We start from the raw sequence: 18,205 nt of genomic DNA, 5'->3' as shown, positions 1-18,205 counted from the left end.
CATTTTAAAAAACCAAAATACTATTATGGAACAGAACACTATAATGTTAGTACAAGATTCATTTGAAAAAGTAAAGCCAATTGCAGATACGGCAGCTAAAATTTTTTATGATAAGCTATTTAAATTAGACCCTTCTTTAAAAAGCATTTTTCCAAAAAGTGAAGAAGCTATGGCCATGCAGGGAAACAAATTAATGACCATGCTAGGAAGTGCGGTTGCTGGGTTAAATAATTTAGAAATGCTAGTTCCAGTTTTAGAAAATTTAGGAAAACGCCATGTGGATTATAAAGTAGAACCATCGCATTATAATACGGTAGGTTCAGCATTGTTGAGTACACTAGAAACTGGCTTAGGCGATGAATTTACTCCAGATGTAAAAGATGCTTGGGCAAAAGTTTATGGCACCATGTCTTCGGTAATGATAAAAGCATCCTACTAACATAATAACCTAAAAACATTAGACTATGAAAAAGCTAAAAAACTCTCCCTTTCTTGTGTTAATAATTCTTGTTGTAAGCCTTATCGTTCTAAATTCATGTGGTGGTGTTCCTGAAGAAAAAGGTAGCGGCAGTATTGCAGAAGAAAATGTATTCTCTGTTGACGAAGTTTTAGAAATGGTATCTAAAGAAAATGATGTTACCAGAACTTTATATACCAAAGCAATTGTAGGAAAAGGCAAGCTACAAGGAATGAAATTTGATGAAGATTGGCGTAAAGATGATGTAGAAGCGGGTCCTTTACCAGCATTATTTTTACGTGGTGTTGCCACAAGTATCCGTAAAGGACCAGTTCCTTTGGGTTTATACTTAGGGTCAGACTTTCCAATTAATAATGCAAATAAATTCGAAGGCGAACAAGAGTCTCTATTTGAAGATATAAAAGTAACACAAGAACCAAAATTTTTTTACGATGAATCTCAAGAATTACATACAGCGATGTTTGCAGATTTGGCAAGTGCGCAAGCATGTGTTACCTGCCACAATGACCATCCTCAAACAGCAAAAACAGACTGGAAATTAGGTGATGTAATGGGTGCCACTACATGGCAATATCCAAAAGATTCTTTAACATACTCGGGTGCAGTGGAAGTATTAAATGCCTATGCGCAGGGAACAGTTGATATTTATGTAGAATACCTAGATGAAATAGCAGCTTTTAAATCTTCAGAGAAACCAATAATTGGAGATAAGTGGCCAGCAGAAGGGAACTACCTTCCTTCGCCAGAAGTTTTTCTAGATAGTGTTAGAAAACTTTCTTCTTACGATACCATGAAAACGTTAATAGCCAGTAAATAATTAGAAAACTCAATTTTTTGAAAAACAAAAACTTGACTACAATATTAGGTCTACTGCTTTTATTCTTGTTCTTTTTACAATTTTTTTTAAAACTAGAATGGACATGGTTAAAAATACAGCAGCAGCAAGAAATGTATAAAAGATGGTCTGGTCTATTTATAGCACTTTTTATAATCTTTCAATGGGTGTTAACGTTGTTTAGGATGGTTAAAAAGTTAAGAAAGCATTCAATTAAAATGACTGCAATGCATAAATGGGCCGGAGCGTTGAGTCCTATATTTTTCTATGCACACAGTATGGGTATTGGCTATGGTTACTTGGCACTATTATCTTATTTGTTTTTTGCAAATGCTCTTTTAGGATACGTGAATTTAGATGTTTTAAAAAATAATAGTGATGTCTTGTTTAAAGGGTGGATGATAGCACACGTTGCCTTTTCTATCGTCATAACCATCTTAATGTTCTTTCATATTACCATGGTTTTTTATTATAAATAAAAATAAAGATGAAACTAACAGTAAAAAATATTGAACAAGAAACGGCAGATACTGTAAGTATAAGTTTTAAAAACGGGGGCTTTTTCAATAAGCTGAATTATAAACCAGGGCAGTTTGTAACCTTGCATTTTAACCTAGATGATAAAATTCATAAAAGAGCTTATTCATTTAGTAGTAATCCTTTTACAGATAAAGAGCCAAAAATTACAATTAAACGTGTTGAAAATGGACTTGTTTCTAATTATATGCACGACTCTTTAAAAGTTGGAGATAAGCTACAAATAGATAAACCAGACGGAAGCTTTTTTGTAATACCGGAGAAAGCACAACAAAAAGACTACGTATTTTTTGCTGGAGGTAGTGGAATTACGCCCATATTTTCAATAATTAATTCGGTTTTAACCAAAGAACCTAAGTCTAAAATTATCCTTATTTATGCCAATCGATTTTTAAATTCTATAATATTTAAAGAGAAATTGGATAAGCTTCAAAAAGAATATGGAGAAAGGTTTAAGATCGAATTTTTAATATCAAAAGAAATGCCGGTATTACATAATTATCATCATGGTTTAATTACCGACGGTATTGTTATGGATGTTTTAGAGAAATATAATTTGGCTTTTAAAAATGGTCAATATATGATTTGTGGTCCCTTTGGTTTTATGGAAGCTGTAAAAAGTATCTTATTTGTAAATGGTGTTTCATCAACAAAAATAAAGGAAGAGTTATTTAAAAGGCCCGATAGAGTAGTACTAAAAAACGGAGTGCTTAGCAAGGTGAAAATTCAATTAAAAGGTGAAAGTCATGAACTAAGTATGGAGAATGATACGACCATACTGCAGGCGGCAATGGCTAATAATATAGAGATGCCTTACTCTTGTAGGTCTGGAATGTGTTCAACATGTTTAGCATCTTGTGTATCTGGAGATATAAGTATGACCGAAGGTCATTTTTTAGAACAGAAAGATGTGGATGCAGGAAAAATATTAACCTGTGTAAGCTATCCTGCAAGTGAAAATGTGGTAATCTCAATATAAATTATGGGTATTTTTAAGGTAACTCCTTTACGAAAAAGACAATTTGTTGGTGGCCTAGTGGGTATTCTTATAGGCGTAGGTATTATTGTTTTTTTCTCTTTAAAATCATCGGAAGAATATATTTCACTTGGTCCTATGAACAATGGCCATGAAGATCTTTCATGTGTAGCTTGTCATGCAGATGCCAATGGAAATTTAGTACAACAAATACAATCCAACATTTCTCATGCGGCTGGTATGCGCGAAAAAAATGTTGATTTTGGCTCACAAGATGTTACCGTTAAAAATTGCTTAGAATGTCATGACCGCCCTAATGATAGGCACCCAACATATAGATTTTCGGAGCCTCGCTTTAAAAAGGCAATTAAAAATATAGATGCAACAACCTGTATTACTTGCCATTCAGAACATAATGGAGAGCGTGTAAGTGTAGAAGCAATTAATTACTGTATGAATTGTCATCAAGATTTAGAAGTTGAAGATGACCCTGTAGATGTTCCACATTCAGAATTAATTGCAAAAGAACAGTGGTTTACTTGTATTCAATGTCATGATTTTCATGGAAATCATAGATATGATGTACCTACAAAATTGAATGACACCATTCCGCTGAAAACAATACAAATCTATTTAGATGGTGGTAAAGATCCATATGGCACCGATAAAAAATATTTAGGTCTTTCTGAACCAGAGTGGATTAAAACTCTTCAAAATAAATAGGTTGAATACATACTTATTTCACGCCTTATATACATTCTTCTCTTTTTATAACCTACGTAATAATACTTTTTTTTACGTATGAACTACTTATTAAATATGGAGTACTGATTAACAAGATTTTATATTAATAAAACTGCGTTTTAATAGTTTATAACATGGCGTAAAAAGATACTTGTTTATGTGCTAAAACATTACAGGTATAACTCATTACGTATACATTTGCTTTAAATAAGTATTAATACGTAGTTAAATTTTAAAACACACTAATATGAAAACCATTTTTAACAGAGCAACATTACTCGCATCAATAGCGACAGTGCTTATGTCTTGTGGCGGTAAAGACGCTAAAAAGACAACTACTACTACAGAAGAAGCTGTAGCATCAAAAACTAAAATGCTAGATATTGAAAAGCCACAATTAACATTTGGGTTTATAAAGCTTACAGATATGGCACCGTTGGCCATTGCAAAAGAAAAAGGCTTTTTTGAAGATGAGGGACTTTTTGTTTCGGTAGAAGCACAATCTAACTGGAAAAATGTTTTAGACCGTGTAATTGACGGACAATTAGACGGATCACATATGTTGGCAGGTCAGCCAATTGCAGCAGGAGCAGGTTTTGGTAGACAAGCAGAATTGGTTACTCCGTTTTCAATGGATCTAAATGGAAACGGCATTACAGTATCTAATGATGTTTGGTCTAAAATGAAGCCAAATGTACCGGCAGATTCAGATGGTAAGCCAATTCACCCAATTAAGGCAGATGCTTTAAAGCCGGTAATTACATCTTATAAAAATGAAGGGAAACCTTTTAAAATGGGAATGGTTTTCCCGGTATCTACTCACAATTACGAATTGCGTTATTGGTTAGCTGCAGCGGGTATTCACCCAGGTATGTATACTGCAGATAATGTACAAGGTCAGATAGATGCAGAAGTTTTACTTTCTGTTACGCCTCCGCCACAAATGCCGGCTACATTAGAGTCTGGTACTATTTACGGATACTGTGTAGGAGAGCCTTGGAACCAACAAGCGGTTTTTAAAGGTATTGGTGTGCCGGTTACTACAAACTATGACATCTGGAAAAATAATCCGGAAAAAGTATTTGTAATGACAAAGCAATTTGTGGAGCAAAATCCTAATACCGCAATAGCGGTAACCAAAGCATTGATCAGAGCTGGTAAATGGTTAGATGAACCAACAAATAGAGCTGAAGCGGTAGAAATATTATCTATGTCTCAATACGTAGGTGCGCCAAAAGAAGTACTGGCTAATTCTATGACAGGAACCTTTGAATTTGAAAAGGGAGACAAGCGTGAAATGCCAGATTTTAATGTATTCTATAAGTACAACGCAACATATCCATTCTATTCTGACGGTATTTGGTTCTTAACTCAAATGCGTAGATGGGGACAAATTCCAGAAGCGAAATCAACAGATTGGTATGCATCTACAATTAAAGATATCTACCGTCCAGATATCTGGAAAAAAGCGGCAGATCTATTAGTGGCAGAAGGTCAAATTCCTGCAGCAGATGTGCCAGATACAGATGGTTACAAAGCAGCAACGGCAGATTTCATAGATGGCACAAGCTATGATGCCAAAGACCCAATTGGGTATATCAACAGTTTCTCTATTGGTAATAAAGACAAGAAATAATTAAAGCAATTCATTGACCCTAAACTAGATATTATGGAACAGGAAATGGTCTTAAAAAAGGAAAAGAGTATGTCTACAAATTTTAAGCAGATACTTGCTAAACTTACACCAAGTATAAAAAAGGATGGTATTATGAAATCCTTAAAAAATACTGGTATAACACTACTATCCATATTATTGTTTTTAGGGTTATGGCACATGGGTTCCAAAGCCTTATATAATAAAGAGGCAGATTATAAGATTGAAAAAGCATTGACGGAAAGAGGCGAAGAAGCTGCAGCTGCAGAACGTGCATGTATTGCATCTGGTGATAGTAGTTGCCAGCCAAATACATTGCCTTCTCCATCTCAAGTATGGGCATCTTTAAAATCTTTAGTAGCGGATCACCATGTAATTAGCGCTGACAAAGCTGCTTTTGCTGAGAAAATGGCCGCTACCAATGAAAAAATGATTGCTGCAGGTAAAGACCCAATTGTTTATACAGGTAGAGCTTCATTTATCGATATCGTTTTAACAAGTATTAAAACAGTATTTGCCGGCTTTCTTTTGGCATTATTGATTGCAGTGCCTATCGGGATTATTATAGGTCTTAGTCCGTCATTACGTAGTGCCTTCAATTGGTTCATTCAAATTTTTAAACCAGTATCCCCAGTAGTATGGTACTTATTGGTTTTTATGATCGTAAAAACCTTGTACATCGGTGACAGTTCAGATAATGCTTTTGTAATCTCATTTATAAGTGTTGGTTTTTGTGCCATGTGGGCCACGTTGGTCAATACAGCAATGGGTGTTGCATCTGTAGATAAAGATTATATCAATGTTGCCAAAGTATTAAAGCTGGGCACTTTTCAAAAAGTATTCAAGGTGATTTTGCCCTCTTCATTACCGCTGATTTTTACAGGACTACGTATTACACTTTCTGTAGCGTGGATGGTATTGATCGCTATTGAACTTTTAGCTCAAAGTCAAGGTTTAGGTCTTTTTGTATGGGAAGAGTTTCAAAACGGTGCCAATGACTCAAACGCAAAAATTATTGTGGCAATGTTCGTCATCGGTATCATTGGTTTCTTATTAGATAGACTAATGCTTGCCGTACAGAATATGGTTTCCTTCAATAAAAACGAAATGGCATAACGCTTTCAAAAGATAGAACATGGCATACTTAGAACTAAATAATATATACAAAACCTATGGTGAGGGAGAGAATAGTACAGAAGTACTTTCTAATATCAACCTTACTATGGATGAAGGAGAGTTCGTAGCTATTGTAGGCTTTACCGGTAGTGGAAAAACCACTTTGGTCAATCTTATAAACGGGTTATTACAGCCTACTAGCGGAGAAGTTCTTTTTAAAGGAGTTCCGGTTACAGATACCAGTCATGAACGCGGTGTAATATTTCAAAACTATTCACTTTTACCGTGGTTGACCGTAGGGCAAAATATTTACATGGCCGTAAAAGAGGCTTTTCCAAAAGACAGTAAAAAAGTGCTGATGGAAAGGGTAAAAGAGTATGTAGCCATGGTAAGTCTTAGTCCGGCAATCAATAAAAGACCTAAAGAATTATCTGGTGGTATGCGTCAAAGAGTAGCGGTTGCCCGTGCGTTGGCCATGAATCCAGAAATGATCATTATGGATGAACCTTTAGGAGCTTTAGATGCTTTGACCCGTGGAAATCTACAAGATGAAATTTTGAATATCTGGAGTAAAGACAAACGTACCGCATTATTGATCACCAATGATGTGGATGAAGGTATTTACATGGCAGATAGAATTATTCCTTTAAAGCCGGGACCAAATGCAACGTTAGGTCCGGAGTTTAAAATTAACATTGAAAGACCAAGGGATAAAACGGCAATGAACGATAACCCTGAATACAAGAAAACCAGAAATGCCATTATAGAATATTTAATGGATATCGGTGATGAAAGAAAAACAGTTTCTGACGTAGAATATAAATTACCGGAGCTAACGCCTAAAAGCTTTGTAGCCTAAAGAAATAGCAAATGAACACAACACAACAATCTAACGAAGTATATTCAGAAAATGGCATTGTCTATCCATCAAAAGTTATGCTGGATCTAGCTAAACTAAAGAAAGTATATCCAACGCCAAAGGGAGATTATGTGGTACTTGAAGATTTGAACCTGCAGATTCTAAAAGAAGAATTTGTAACCATAATAGGGCACTCAGGTTGTGGTAAAACAACCATGCTTTCTATGATTGCAGGGCTAAACCCTATCTCTGGCGGTAATATTTCAGTACTGGGAAATCCGGTAAAAGGCCCGGGACCAGATAGAGGGGTTATTTTTCAATCTCCAAGTTTAATGCCTTGGATGACGGCTTTGCAGAATGTATTGCTAGGGGTAAATCAAGTTTTTCCGCATGCAACAAAAGGGCAACGTCAAGACATTGCCAAATACTATTTACATAAAGTAGGTCTAGAAGATGCCTTTCACAAAAAAGCATCAGAATTATCTCAAGGTATGCAGCAGCGTGTAGGTATTGCCAGAGCATTTGCAATTAAACCCAAGGTATTGTTGTTAGATGAGCCTTTTGGAATGCTAGATTCTTTGACCAGGGGAGAACTACAGGATATTCTCATAGAAATTTGGAACAAAGAAAAAATTACTGCGGTCATGATTACACATGATGTAGATGAAGCCATCTTTTTGGCAGATCGTGTGGTGATGATGACCAGTGGACCAAAAGCTAAAATAGGGGATATTCTTTCCATAGATTTTGAAAGACCACGTACTAGAAAATCAGTTTTGGAGAACGATGATTATTACACATACAGAAAACATTTAATAGACTTCTTAGAACACTAACCAATCACAAACTCAAACATTAAAAATTAAAGATTATGAAAAAACAATATGTAATCATCGCGCTGTTCTTTTTATCGGCGAATGCAATATTTGCACAATTTACATTAGACGGGCAGTTTAGACCAAGAACGGAATATAGAAATGGTTTTGGTAGTTTAATAGCTGATGCTGCCGATCCTGGTTTCGCTATTTCTACACGTGCACGTTTAAATGCAAAGTATGAATCTGAGGCGTATCAGTTTTACCTAAGTATACAAGATGTTATGGTTTGGGGAGAAAACAGACAAATTTTACCAGATGATCAAAATGATTCTTTTGCTGTATTTGAAGCTTGGGCAAATATAAATTTAGGCAAAGGTTGGTCTACAAAATTAGGGCGCCAGGTTATATCTTATGACGATCAAAGAATATTCGGTGGTCTAGACTGGGCGCAACAAGGTAGAAACCATGATGCGGGACTTTTAAAGTACAAAAAAGATAAATTTATTTTGGATATAGGTTTGGCTTTCAGTCAAGATTTTGATAATCCAACAGGGTTTCAATCAGTAGGTACAGCCTATAATACATCTGGTTTTTTTACCTACAAGACCATGCAGTATTTATATGCTAAACAACAGTGGGATGGTTTTTCAGCAAGTTTGTTGGCATTAAATAATGGCTTTCAAAATTTCGATGATACCGATGCTGCAGATGGTGTAAGCAATCTACAAACAATAGGTACACACTTGAATTTGAAACAAGGAAAATTTAATGCGAACGCCAACTTATTTTTACAGACTGGGGAAAGACAAAACGAAGTAAAAAGTAGTGCTTATTTATTAGGTTTAGAGTTAGGTTACAAGGCAAGTGATAAAGTGTCTTTAGGCGTAGGTACAGAAGTGATCAGCGGTAACAAAGCTGATACTACGGACAAAACAGAGGCATTTTTTCCACTATACGGTACCAATCATAAGTTCAACGGATTCATGGATTATTTCTACGTAGGTAACCATGCAAATTCAATAGGTCTTTTTGATATTCACGCAAGTGCTAAATTCGATTTAGGAAAGCAATCTAGTTTATTGGTTAAGGTATTGAACTTTAGCGGAGAGCAAGAGTTGGCAAGCGGTGAAAAATCATTGGGTACAGAAATAGATTTGGTTTTTGCCAAAAAATTCAATGGTTATGGTTTGGCAATTGGGTATTCTCAAATGTTCGCTGCAGATGGTATGTATGAGTTAAAAGGAATTACAGAAGACCTAGCGGCAAGCAGTCAAAATTGGGCTTGGGTACAGTTAACGATCAAACCTAAATTTTTGAATACTAAGAAAGAATAGTTTTATAGAAGTAAGTAGTTAATTAAACGGTCTGTACAGCTATGGTTGTATAGACCGTATTTTTATTTTTAAAATATTACGTAATTTAGCATGTTACGTATAATTACCTATATTTTGAGTGAAACAACGAGGATAGTATTGGCAGATGATCACGCTTTGGTAAGGGACGGAATCCGTTCTTTATTGGAATCTGAATCTGATTTGGAAGTAATTGGTGAAGCTGCAAATGGTGAAGAAGCTATTGAATTGGTAGGTAAAGTATCTCCAGATATTTTAATTATCGATATTAGAATGCCTGTAATGAACGGTATAGATGCCGTTGCAGAACTTACCAAGAGTAAATCAGAGGTAAAGACCATTATACTCTCTATGCATGATTCTGAAGAATATATCTTAAAATCAATAAGTTCAGGTGCCAATGGGTATTTATTGAAAGATACCGATAAGTCAGAATTTATAAAGGCAATACATACGGTAAGAGAAGGCGGTAAATATTTTAGCGGAGACATAAGTAATGTTCTTGTAAATAACTTATTGGGTGCTAAAAAAGAGGTTGTTAAAGAAGAAGCTCCACGTAAAACAGGTGACAATGTCTTTGACCTGACCAATAAAGAATTAAAAGTGTTAGAATTGGTGTTATCAGGGTTGACTAATCAGCAGATTTCAGAGAAACTTCAAAATAGCAAACGTACTATAGAAACACATCGTTTTAATTTAATGCGTAAGATGGATGTAAAAAACCTCATAGACCTTTCTAAAAAGTCACAGAAGCATAATCTGATTTAAGTATTTTTTACCATATTGTAAGAAAATACATTAAATGAAAAAGAGCATCATAATAGCCCTTGTTACGTTCGTTATGATTTTGCAATCTTGTGATGATTGTGGAGATAAAGATTGTTTTACACCACCAAATGGGTTCAGCTTTGAATTGGTTGACAAAACGACCATGGAAAATCTTTTTACAAACGAGACCTTTAATTCCAATGAAATTAGTGTTATAAACCTTACCGACAACTCTAATTTAGAATTTGATTTTATTGATGAGAATAATCTTAACCTGATTCAATTGAACTCAATAGGCTGGGAGACCGAAAAGGTAGATGTTTTAATAAATGTATCTGGCATTGATATTTTAAATTTAATCGTTGACGCGGAAAGAACTTCTGAAGATTGCTGTGAGTTCACGAGGTATAATGACATTAGCATTGAAAACGCTGAATTTGAATTGAATGAGGAAAATGGACTTTATACCATCCTCGTAACTCAGTAAACTAAATAATAGGCTTTATTTTAATGCCTACATGCAAGTAAAAAACCTTAATGGCCTTTATAAAAATCACAGAGGCATAATTTGATTTATAGCCTTGTTTGGTTATATTAAATAATGTTTTGAAACACATGACATTTACTGAAGTCCTTGCTAAATTAAAGACATATCCTGATGATAAAATAAAACAGTGTGCTTTGGATATGCAATATGATGAAGTTTTATTTCAGAAAGGATTTTCCAAACCAAGAACAGAATTACAAAATCTTTACACCTTTAGATTGAATATTGCAAGGGACATAAATCCTTCGAAATTTACAAAAGATGAATTTAAGACGTGGGACCTTGCAATGAAAAATCTTTCAAAAAGTAATGCAATCAGCACATATTTAAATATTGTTCACACGAAGTTGAATAGCTATTTTTTCTTCTGGAATTCTGAATCGCTTAAACTTGATGCGTATATTGAATTTAATAGCAAAAGTACTATGGAAGAGTCTGAATTGAGAAATGATGAAATAAGTGAAAAAGGATTTTCGGTATCTCAAGTCAAGTATAGTAAAGGAGTAAAAGTAAGAGATTGGAAAAAGAAATAAATTCCGCCTAAAAGCATTCTCTTTAAAGTTCACCCAGTCAACATTTCACTTTAACATTTCACCACCTCACTTTCCTATTTATTGATTAATTCTCAGTGTTACCTTAACAAAATTGCGAATCAAGCGATTTAATCTAAAACATTTACGATAAAAAAGTACGTATTTATACGTACTTTTTATAATTTGCAGTATACTTCTGAACCATTCTTTATCATTGATAAAATGAATAGTAATAAAACTCATAAAACAATATGTTCCTATTGCGGTGTAGGCTGCGGTATACTTGTAGATGTTGATACAAAAGGAACTATTTCGGTAGATGGTAATCCAGATTATCCATCTAATAAAGGTATGCTTTGTACCAAAGGGCGTAATCTCAACTACGTAGCTCAAGATACTACAGATAGAATTCTATATCCTGAAATGAAATGGAGCAGAAATCACCCATTGCAACGTGTTTCTTGGGATGCCGCTTTTGAGCGTGCCGCTGCAGTTTTTAAAAGTATTATTGCTAAACACGGTCCAGATAGTGTAGGGTTTTATGTATCTGGTCAGTGCTTAACGGAAGAGTACTACCTCATCAATAAATTGACAAAAGGATTTATTGGTACAAATAATATAGATACCAATTCTAGGCTATGTATGAGTTCTGCCGTGGTAGGGTACAAGAAAACCTTGGGTGAAGACTCCGTTCCCATTTCATATGAAGATATAGAACTGGCAGATTGTTTTTTAATTGCAGGAGCAAACCCGGCATGGTGCCATCCTATTTTATATAGAAGGTTGGAGAAGCATAAAGAAGAGAATCCGCAGGTAAAAATAATTGTAGTAGATCCTCGTAAAACACAGACTTGTGCCGGTGCAGATTTACATTTGCAAATATTACCGGGTACAGATGTAATTCTATTCAATGCTATTGCCCGTAGGTTAATAGAGAAAAGAAAAATAGATACAGCTTTCATTAAAAAGCACACTGCCAATTTTGAAGCTTGTAAAGAAATGGCGTATAGCCTATCGCTTAAAGAAGCGGCAAAAAAATGCGGTATTCCTATTGCTGATATTCGTAAGGCGGCAGAATATATTGGTAATGCCAAAAAGTTCATAAGTATGTGGACCATGGGGCTGAACCAAAGTGTTATTGGTGTAGCCAAAAATGTATCGCTATTAAACCTATCCTTATTAACAGGTCAAATAGGTAAACCAGGATCAGGACCATTTTCATTAACCGGTCAGCCAAATGCCATGGGCGGTAGAGAAGTAGGTGGCATGGCAAGTTTGTTGGCGGCACATAAAAATTTAGGTAACCCTTTACATAGAAAAGAAGTGTCGGACTTTTGGGGAGGCGGAGAAATTCAAGCCGAACCAGGGTACACAGCAACAGAAATGTTCGATGCCCTTGATGAAGGAAAGCTAAAAGCAGTTTGGATCGTATGCACCAACCCAGCGGTAAGTATGCCTAATTCTAACAAAGTAGAAAGAGCTTTAAAAAAGGCAAAGTTTGTTGTCGTTCAAGACATATCCCATAACTCAGAGACTACCAAATTTGCAGATTTATTACTGCCTGCTGCGGGTTGGTTAGAGAAGGAAGGTACCATGACCAATTCAGAAAGACGAATTAGTTATTTACCTAAAGTGATAGATGCTCCCGGTGAAGCACTGCCAGATGCTGAAATTATTTGGCGTTTTGCACAAGCAATGGGTTATAGCGGCTTTGATTACAATAATAGTAGTGAGGTTTATGATGAACACTGTTTATTGACAAAAGGCACAGATATAGATATCTCTGGGCTGTCTTATGAAAGGTTGATAAATGAAGGTAGTTTTCAATGGCCTGTACCACATAAAACACACAAAGGAACACCAAGGTTATTTACAGACCGTAAATTCTTGACCGACGATAAAAAGGCACATTTTAATGCGCCTAGTACATTGTACAACAAATCTGAAGAAACAAATAGTGATTATCCGCTGATATTAAATTCTGGTAGGGTACGTGATCAATGGCATACCCGTACTAAAACAGGTAAGGTGAAAAGGTTATTGACCCATATTCCCCAACCGTATTTAGAAATGAATGCGGTAGATGCTTATCTAAGAAAGATTAGGGAAGGAGATATTGCGGTTGTAAAAAGTAGAAGAGGTCAAGTACAGGTAAAGGTTCAGCTTAATTATGATATTCGTGAATCTGTTGTTTTCTTACCTATGCACTGGGGCAAGGTTTTGAACAATGATTTTGGTAGAGCAAATAACCTGACCAATGATTTGGTAGATCCAGTGTCCAAAGAACCAGATTTTAAGTACTGTGCCGTTGAGGTAACCAAGTTCGTGAAAGAAAAGCAAAAGGTTGTGGTCATAGGTGCTGGTGCCGCAGCCTATCGTTTTATTCAATCATATAGAGAGAAGAATAGCCTAGATGAGCTTCATGTATTTTCAAAGGAAAAAGACCCATTTTATAATCGTGTCTTGTTACCGGAATATGTGAGTGATGAACTCTCGTGGGAAGCTTTGGAAAAGCTGAAAGATGGCGAATTACAAAAGTTAGATGTTACGTTGCACCCGGGTGTTGGTATCAATAATGTAAATGCAGATGACAAAACAGTAATAGATTCTAAAGGAGAAAAGCATAATTATGATTTGCTGATTATGGCCACCGGTAGTAGAGCCTTTATACCAAGTGATGTACAAATAAAATTACCGGGCCGTTTTACCATGCGTGAAAGAGGCGATGCTGATAAACTTAGAAAATATCTATTAGAAACGGGCTTGCAGGCAAAAGATCAGAATGTGGTTATTGTAGGTGGCGGACTTCTAGGGTTGGAGCTTGCGGCTGCTTTGAAGAAAATAAATATCAACATCAGTATTATTCAGCGAGCGCCCAGATTAATGGAGCGCCAATTAGATAGCGTGGCTAGTCGTTTGTTGGCAGAAGATGTTATGGAACGCGGTATTAATCTATATTTTGATAATGAAGTAAGTACCGTTTTTGAAGATAAAGAACAAAAACATAGCCTTTTGGTAAACCTGAAAACAGGACGTACCATTCAGTGTAATGCAATTGTATATGCCATAGGCACTAGACCAAATATAGAACTGGCAAAACAGACAGGGGTTCATACCCGTAGAGGAGTCGTTGTAAATTCATACTTACAAAGTAGCGACCCTTCTATTTTTGCACTCGGGGAAATAGCGGAATACAAAAATTCGTTGTTCGGAATTACCTCGGCAGCTGAACAACAAGCTGATATTGCGGCAAATTTTATTCTTGGCGATTTCAGCAGTATTTACAACGGGTCTGTTTTAATGAATATTTTAAAGTTCGAAAATTTAGATCTCTGCAGCATTGGCATGGTCAACTCACCAATTGGCGATTCTTCATATGAAGAAATTATCCTTATGGATGTTAGCAAGCGTTTCTACAAGAAATGTATTGTAAAAGACGATACGCTTAAAGGTGCCATTTTAATGGGCGATAAAAATGAGTTTGCAGAGTTTAAAAGGTTGATAGAAGAAGAAATAGAACTCTCTGAAAAACGAGACGAATTATTGCGTGGAGCATCCACATCTGTGCCGTTAAAGGGGAAATTGGTCTGCTCATGTAGTCAAGTTGGTGAAGGCAATGTTATTGATGCTATCAATGGCGGCTGCTCTGATTTCAACAAATTATGTTCAGAAACCGGGGCAGGTTTGGGGTGTGGTAGTTGTAAGCCCGAAATAAAAGATTTATTAAAGAAACAGCTGGTATTGGCAAACTAAAAGAGCACGATATGAATGATGATCTGCATAGAATACTAATTAAAGGAGGTGTAACATCTCCCGGTGAATTGAAAGATATTATTACCATGTTAGAAGCTGCCGGACTAACAAGTGTCAATTTTGGCTCACGGCAAGATATTCTATTTCCCCTGAAGGATGCAAAAGAAGAACAGCTAGAAAGTATCTCTAAATTCAATACAGATATCATTGCCAATCGTTCATTTCAGAATATTGTTAGCTCCTATGTATCGGCAGATATTTTTGATATGACCCATTGGTTAAAGGGTTCTACCTATCTCTATATTTTAGAAGGATTTGATTTTTTGCCCAAGCTCAAAATCAATATTACAGATCCAAAACAACGCTTAGTGCCCATTTTTAGTGGTAACCTCAACTTCATAGCATCTGATCAAGAAGATTATTGGTACTTGAATATAAAATTGCCGCATTGGAAATCATCGGCGTTTTACCCTGTGCTTATTTATAGTTGGGATATCAATTCTATCTCTAAACAGATTGAAGAAATATATGAAGACATCTCAGATATAGATGAGCTGTTCTTCATCATGAATAAAAATTTGGAGACCAATAACAAGACTATGGAAAAGGAATTAAAGGTTCCTTTCCAAACCTTTCCTTACTACGAAGGTATGAACCGGTTAGGGTCAGATTTATACTGGTTGGGTTTGTACTGGAGAAACAACAAATATGACCTGTCTTTCTTAAAAGAGTTCTGTGGCTTTTGCTTGGACAACAGTATAGGTAAAATATGTATTACCCCATGGAAATCATTTGTGGTAAAAGGAATAAAAAAATCTAGTAGACCAGAACTTGAACGTTTTCTAGGTAAAAAAGGTATCAATGTAAGGCACTCTCAACTAGAGATGAATTGGCATGTGCCCATTGATGACGGTGAGGCCTTGGAGCTAAAAAAATATTTGGTAAGAAGTTTTGATCAAAATGATATTAGCACCTATGGCCTCACCTTTGGTATTAGTAATGAAGTGGGTAAACGTTCGCACTTTGCCTCGGTGATAATTGAAAAGAACAGTTTGCCCACTATCGTTAAAGAATTTGAAGTTCGCCCTACGTATAATGTTTTACACTTTGAACATTTTGATCCCAATAGTCAAAACTACATTACTTATGCTCAAGACATAGACAAGATTGAATTACCAGGTTTATTGATGGAGTTAAGTAAAATGTATTTTGACCAATTAGGTCGCGTGGATGATAACGTAGAAAAGGCTAGTGTTGAAATTGTAGATGCTACCCAATCTTTGTTTCAGTGTCAAGATTGCCTTACTGTATATGACGAGTCTTTTGGTGACGAAGAATTAAACATAGCTGCGGGTACAAAATTTCAAGATATTGATGATAATTATGAATGTCCCGTATGCTCAGCACCAAAGTCTAGGTTTAAAGAAGCGATGATACAAATGAGCTAAATGGCGTAAATAATGCATACTATGCATAATGTTAACACATTAAGAAATAGCAAAAGAGATAAAAAATTGGTTTATGAAGTTAAAGCGCTAATGCCTATGGATCTAAATTTGTACTATAATCTTAAATAAGCCAACACTCATGACCAGAGTAAATATAGATAACCAAAGTAAAGAGCCAATTTTGGCAAAAGCATTAAAACTAACCATAGTTATTGCTGCAATAGGCATATTGCTATGTATACTTCTAATGACCTTTGAATTGTAGAATATTGTTAGGTATTAAATCAAGGCTGCATTACGGGGAGTTCTAAAACTCTTTCTGGACCATAAAACTTAAGTGCAATACCAAATACAATTACAGAAATAATCATACCAACCATAAAAACGGTATAAGTCCACCGTAGAATTCTATACTTTCTTTCCAATACAATACCTAGAAAATAAAGATCCTTAGTTAATGAACTGTAGATGTAATCTTTATCTTTTATAAGCTCGTTCATAGCCCAATTGTACTGCTCCAACTTCATTTTATGAAAATTACCAAAGAACAATAAGTTAACTTTTTTTGTGGTCACTTCTTCTTCGGTAAACTGCCCGGTAGTAATATTCGGTTTTGTAGCTATGATAGACATCACCATAGAGATTACACTGAAAATAATAAATAGAAAAGTAGGGTAAAAAAGGTAATCGTTTGAAGGATTATCCAGTTTAGGAACCAAATTTGCTAGTGCCATTGAAATAATTATAGCGTTTACCGAAAGTAGGATATTCGCTTTGGTGTCGGCAATATCGCTAAGTTTTAAGTGATTTTGAAGCGTTACCCTGTACAAGGTTTGTATTCCCCTATCAGGTAATTCTCCTTTATATTTAGCTTTTAAACTTTCTTTTTTAATAAGCTCATTATTCTTTTTTCTGGCCTTAATGAGTCTTTTAATATTCTTGTCTTTTCCTTTTTGCCAATTATTGATGGCGTAGTCCGTATAAAAACGATGTTTTGTGCGTAAGAGAGTTATATTTTCTTCTCGCCACTCTGCAGGCGAATTACGTTGCTTTTGTACCAAAGAAAGCTCTTCTCTCAGAAGTTCTGTGGTAGCCATAAAGTTTTTCACGTGAAAATGAGAAGAATCTGCATCACGTATTATTTTCTCTAATTCATTTTTAGGCTCATGGTTCTTTTTGGTAGCCATGATAAGGGTACAAACATTGTCTATAAATGCTTTTTGACTATTATGTTTTGCTAAGAAGTCTTTAGCTAGTTTACAGCTATTCTCTTCATGATTATTATAAGAAACGGTATACCCAAGGTCATGAAACCAAGCGGCGACTAAAAGTATCTCGCTCTCAGCATCGCTTATATGTTCGCCTTCAATAAGCTCTTTAGTACTGTCAACTACACGCTGAGTATGCCTAAGATTATGATATAGAAATTTAGGGTTAATATCATGTGTTAGTTTATCAGTGGCATATACTTCAGCTTTAGAAACGAATGTGGACATGGTTGTTTTAAAATACTTTAGAAAAGTACAAAATAAATGGCTTCAGTTAATTAGTCAGTTTGAAACCTTCTTAAATTCAGTTAGAAAATCAAGTAAAGCATTATATAAATGCTTTAGGTTTTGTACTTAATTTGAGAAGAATACATTTGAAACAATGATTCCAATAACTAGAATTACTAGGAAGGCCACCAATATGGTAACTCCTAATTTTGTTTTCTTATTTTTCTGAAGGATGTATTCCTGTGTATCTTCTTCCGGTTCTTTTACAAATTTTGTTTCGTCTGTCATATT

Annotated in this window: 18 protein-coding genes; 16 read left to right on the top strand and 2 right to left on the bottom strand. The window is 35.4% G+C overall.

Annotation, left to right across the window (positions count from 1 at the left end; translation table 11 throughout):
• Positions 1 to 25 precede the first annotated feature (25 nt).
• The 16 genes from PXD56_RS00325 (at position 26) to PXD56_RS00250 (ending at position 16,683) form a co-directional block, all read left to right on the top strand.
• On the top strand, positions 26 to 439 hold the full coding sequence (locus tag PXD56_RS00325; protein ID WP_276491370.1) for a globin family protein: 414 nt from the start codon (positions 26 to 28) through the stop codon (positions 437 to 439).
• A gap of 25 nt (positions 440 to 464) precedes the next feature.
• The gene (locus tag PXD56_RS00320; protein WP_276491369.1) at positions 465 to 1,295 is read left to right on the top strand and encodes a c-type heme family protein; all 831 of its coding nucleotides are present in this window, start codon (positions 465 to 467) and stop codon (positions 1,293 to 1,295) included.
• A gap of 17 nt (positions 1,296 to 1,312) precedes the next feature.
• Positions 1,313 to 1,792 (top strand): hypothetical protein, encoded by a 480-nt coding sequence (locus tag PXD56_RS00315; RefSeq protein WP_276491368.1) that lies wholly within the window; start codon positions 1,313 to 1,315, stop codon positions 1,790 to 1,792.
• Between the two features lie 8 nt (positions 1,793 to 1,800).
• Entirely contained in the window at positions 1,801 to 2,829 is a 1,029-nt protein-coding gene (locus tag PXD56_RS00310; RefSeq protein WP_276491367.1) for a 2Fe-2S iron-sulfur cluster-binding protein, read from the top strand.
• 3 nt (positions 2,830 to 2,832) lie between these two features.
• Positions 2,833 to 3,549, top strand: coding sequence for a cytochrome c3 family protein (locus tag PXD56_RS00305; protein WP_276491366.1), 717 nt, complete (start codon positions 2,833 to 2,835; stop codon positions 3,547 to 3,549).
• 268 nt (positions 3,550 to 3,817) lie between these two features.
• The gene (locus PXD56_RS00300) at positions 3,818 to 5,206 is read left to right on the top strand and encodes a CmpA/NrtA family ABC transporter substrate-binding protein (protein WP_276491365.1); all 1,389 of its coding nucleotides are present in this window, start codon (positions 3,818 to 3,820) and stop codon (positions 5,204 to 5,206) included.
• Between the two features lie 33 nt (positions 5,207 to 5,239).
• On the top strand, positions 5,240 to 6,340 hold the full coding sequence (locus PXD56_RS00295; RefSeq protein WP_276491364.1) for an ABC transporter permease: 1,101 nt from the start codon (positions 5,240 to 5,242) through the stop codon (positions 6,338 to 6,340).
• A 19-nt stretch (positions 6,341 to 6,359) separates the two neighbouring features.
• Positions 6,360 to 7,199, top strand: coding sequence for an ABC transporter ATP-binding protein (locus PXD56_RS00290; RefSeq protein WP_276491363.1), 840 nt, complete (start codon positions 6,360 to 6,362; stop codon positions 7,197 to 7,199).
• Positions 7,200 to 7,210: 11 nt separating this feature from the next.
• Positions 7,211 to 8,035: an ABC transporter ATP-binding protein gene (locus PXD56_RS00285; RefSeq protein WP_276491362.1), complete on the top strand. Its 825-nt coding sequence runs from the start codon at positions 7,211 to 7,213 to the stop codon at positions 8,033 to 8,035.
• 35 nt (positions 8,036 to 8,070) lie between these two features.
• The gene (locus tag PXD56_RS00280; protein ID WP_276491361.1) at positions 8,071 to 9,351 is read left to right on the top strand and encodes an alginate export family protein; all 1,281 of its coding nucleotides are present in this window, start codon (positions 8,071 to 8,073) and stop codon (positions 9,349 to 9,351) included.
• A gap of 90 nt (positions 9,352 to 9,441) precedes the next feature.
• Positions 9,442 to 10,137, top strand: coding sequence for a response regulator transcription factor (locus tag PXD56_RS00275; RefSeq protein WP_276491360.1), 696 nt, complete (start codon positions 9,442 to 9,444; stop codon positions 10,135 to 10,137).
• Positions 10,138 to 10,171: 34 nt separating this feature from the next.
• The gene (locus PXD56_RS00270) at positions 10,172 to 10,624 is read left to right on the top strand and encodes a hypothetical protein (RefSeq protein WP_276491359.1); all 453 of its coding nucleotides are present in this window, start codon (positions 10,172 to 10,174) and stop codon (positions 10,622 to 10,624) included.
• Positions 10,625 to 10,752: 128 nt separating this feature from the next.
• Positions 10,753 to 11,217, top strand: coding sequence for a hypothetical protein (locus PXD56_RS00265; RefSeq protein ID WP_276491358.1), 465 nt, complete (start codon positions 10,753 to 10,755; stop codon positions 11,215 to 11,217).
• A 222-nt stretch (positions 11,218 to 11,439) separates the two neighbouring features.
• Complete coding sequence (locus PXD56_RS00260; RefSeq protein WP_276491357.1) at positions 11,440 to 14,970, top strand: nitrate reductase; 3,531 nt, start codon at positions 11,440 to 11,442, stop codon at positions 14,968 to 14,970.
• Between the two features lie 11 nt (positions 14,971 to 14,981).
• Complete coding sequence (locus PXD56_RS00255) at positions 14,982 to 16,418, top strand: rubredoxin (RefSeq protein WP_276491356.1); 1,437 nt, start codon at positions 14,982 to 14,984, stop codon at positions 16,416 to 16,418.
• 139 nt (positions 16,419 to 16,557) lie between these two features.
• A complete protein-coding gene (locus tag PXD56_RS00250; protein ID WP_276491355.1) occupies positions 16,558 to 16,683 on the top strand; it encodes a hypothetical protein in 126 nt (41 codons plus the stop codon).
• A gap of 19 nt (positions 16,684 to 16,702) precedes the next feature.
• On the opposite strand, the gene PXD56_RS00245 is transcribed toward PXD56_RS00250, so the two are convergent.
• Complete coding sequence (locus tag PXD56_RS00245) at positions 16,703 to 17,914, bottom strand: Pycsar system effector family protein (RefSeq protein ID WP_276491354.1); 1,212 nt, start codon at positions 17,912 to 17,914, stop codon at positions 16,703 to 16,705.
• Positions 17,915 to 18,040: 126 nt separating this feature from the next.
• On the bottom strand, positions 18,041 to 18,202 hold the full coding sequence (locus PXD56_RS00240; protein WP_276491353.1) for a hypothetical protein: 162 nt from the start codon (positions 18,200 to 18,202) through the stop codon (positions 18,041 to 18,043).
• Positions 18,203 to 18,205: the final 3 nt, after the last annotated feature.

Source organism: Maribacter zhoushanensis (assembly GCF_029350975.1).
Lineage (GTDB): Bacteria > Bacteroidota > Bacteroidia > Flavobacteriales > Flavobacteriaceae > Maribacter > Maribacter zhoushanensis.
Note: the sequence above shows the minus strand (reverse complement) of the source record. Positions and strands in the feature narration are given on the sequence as shown.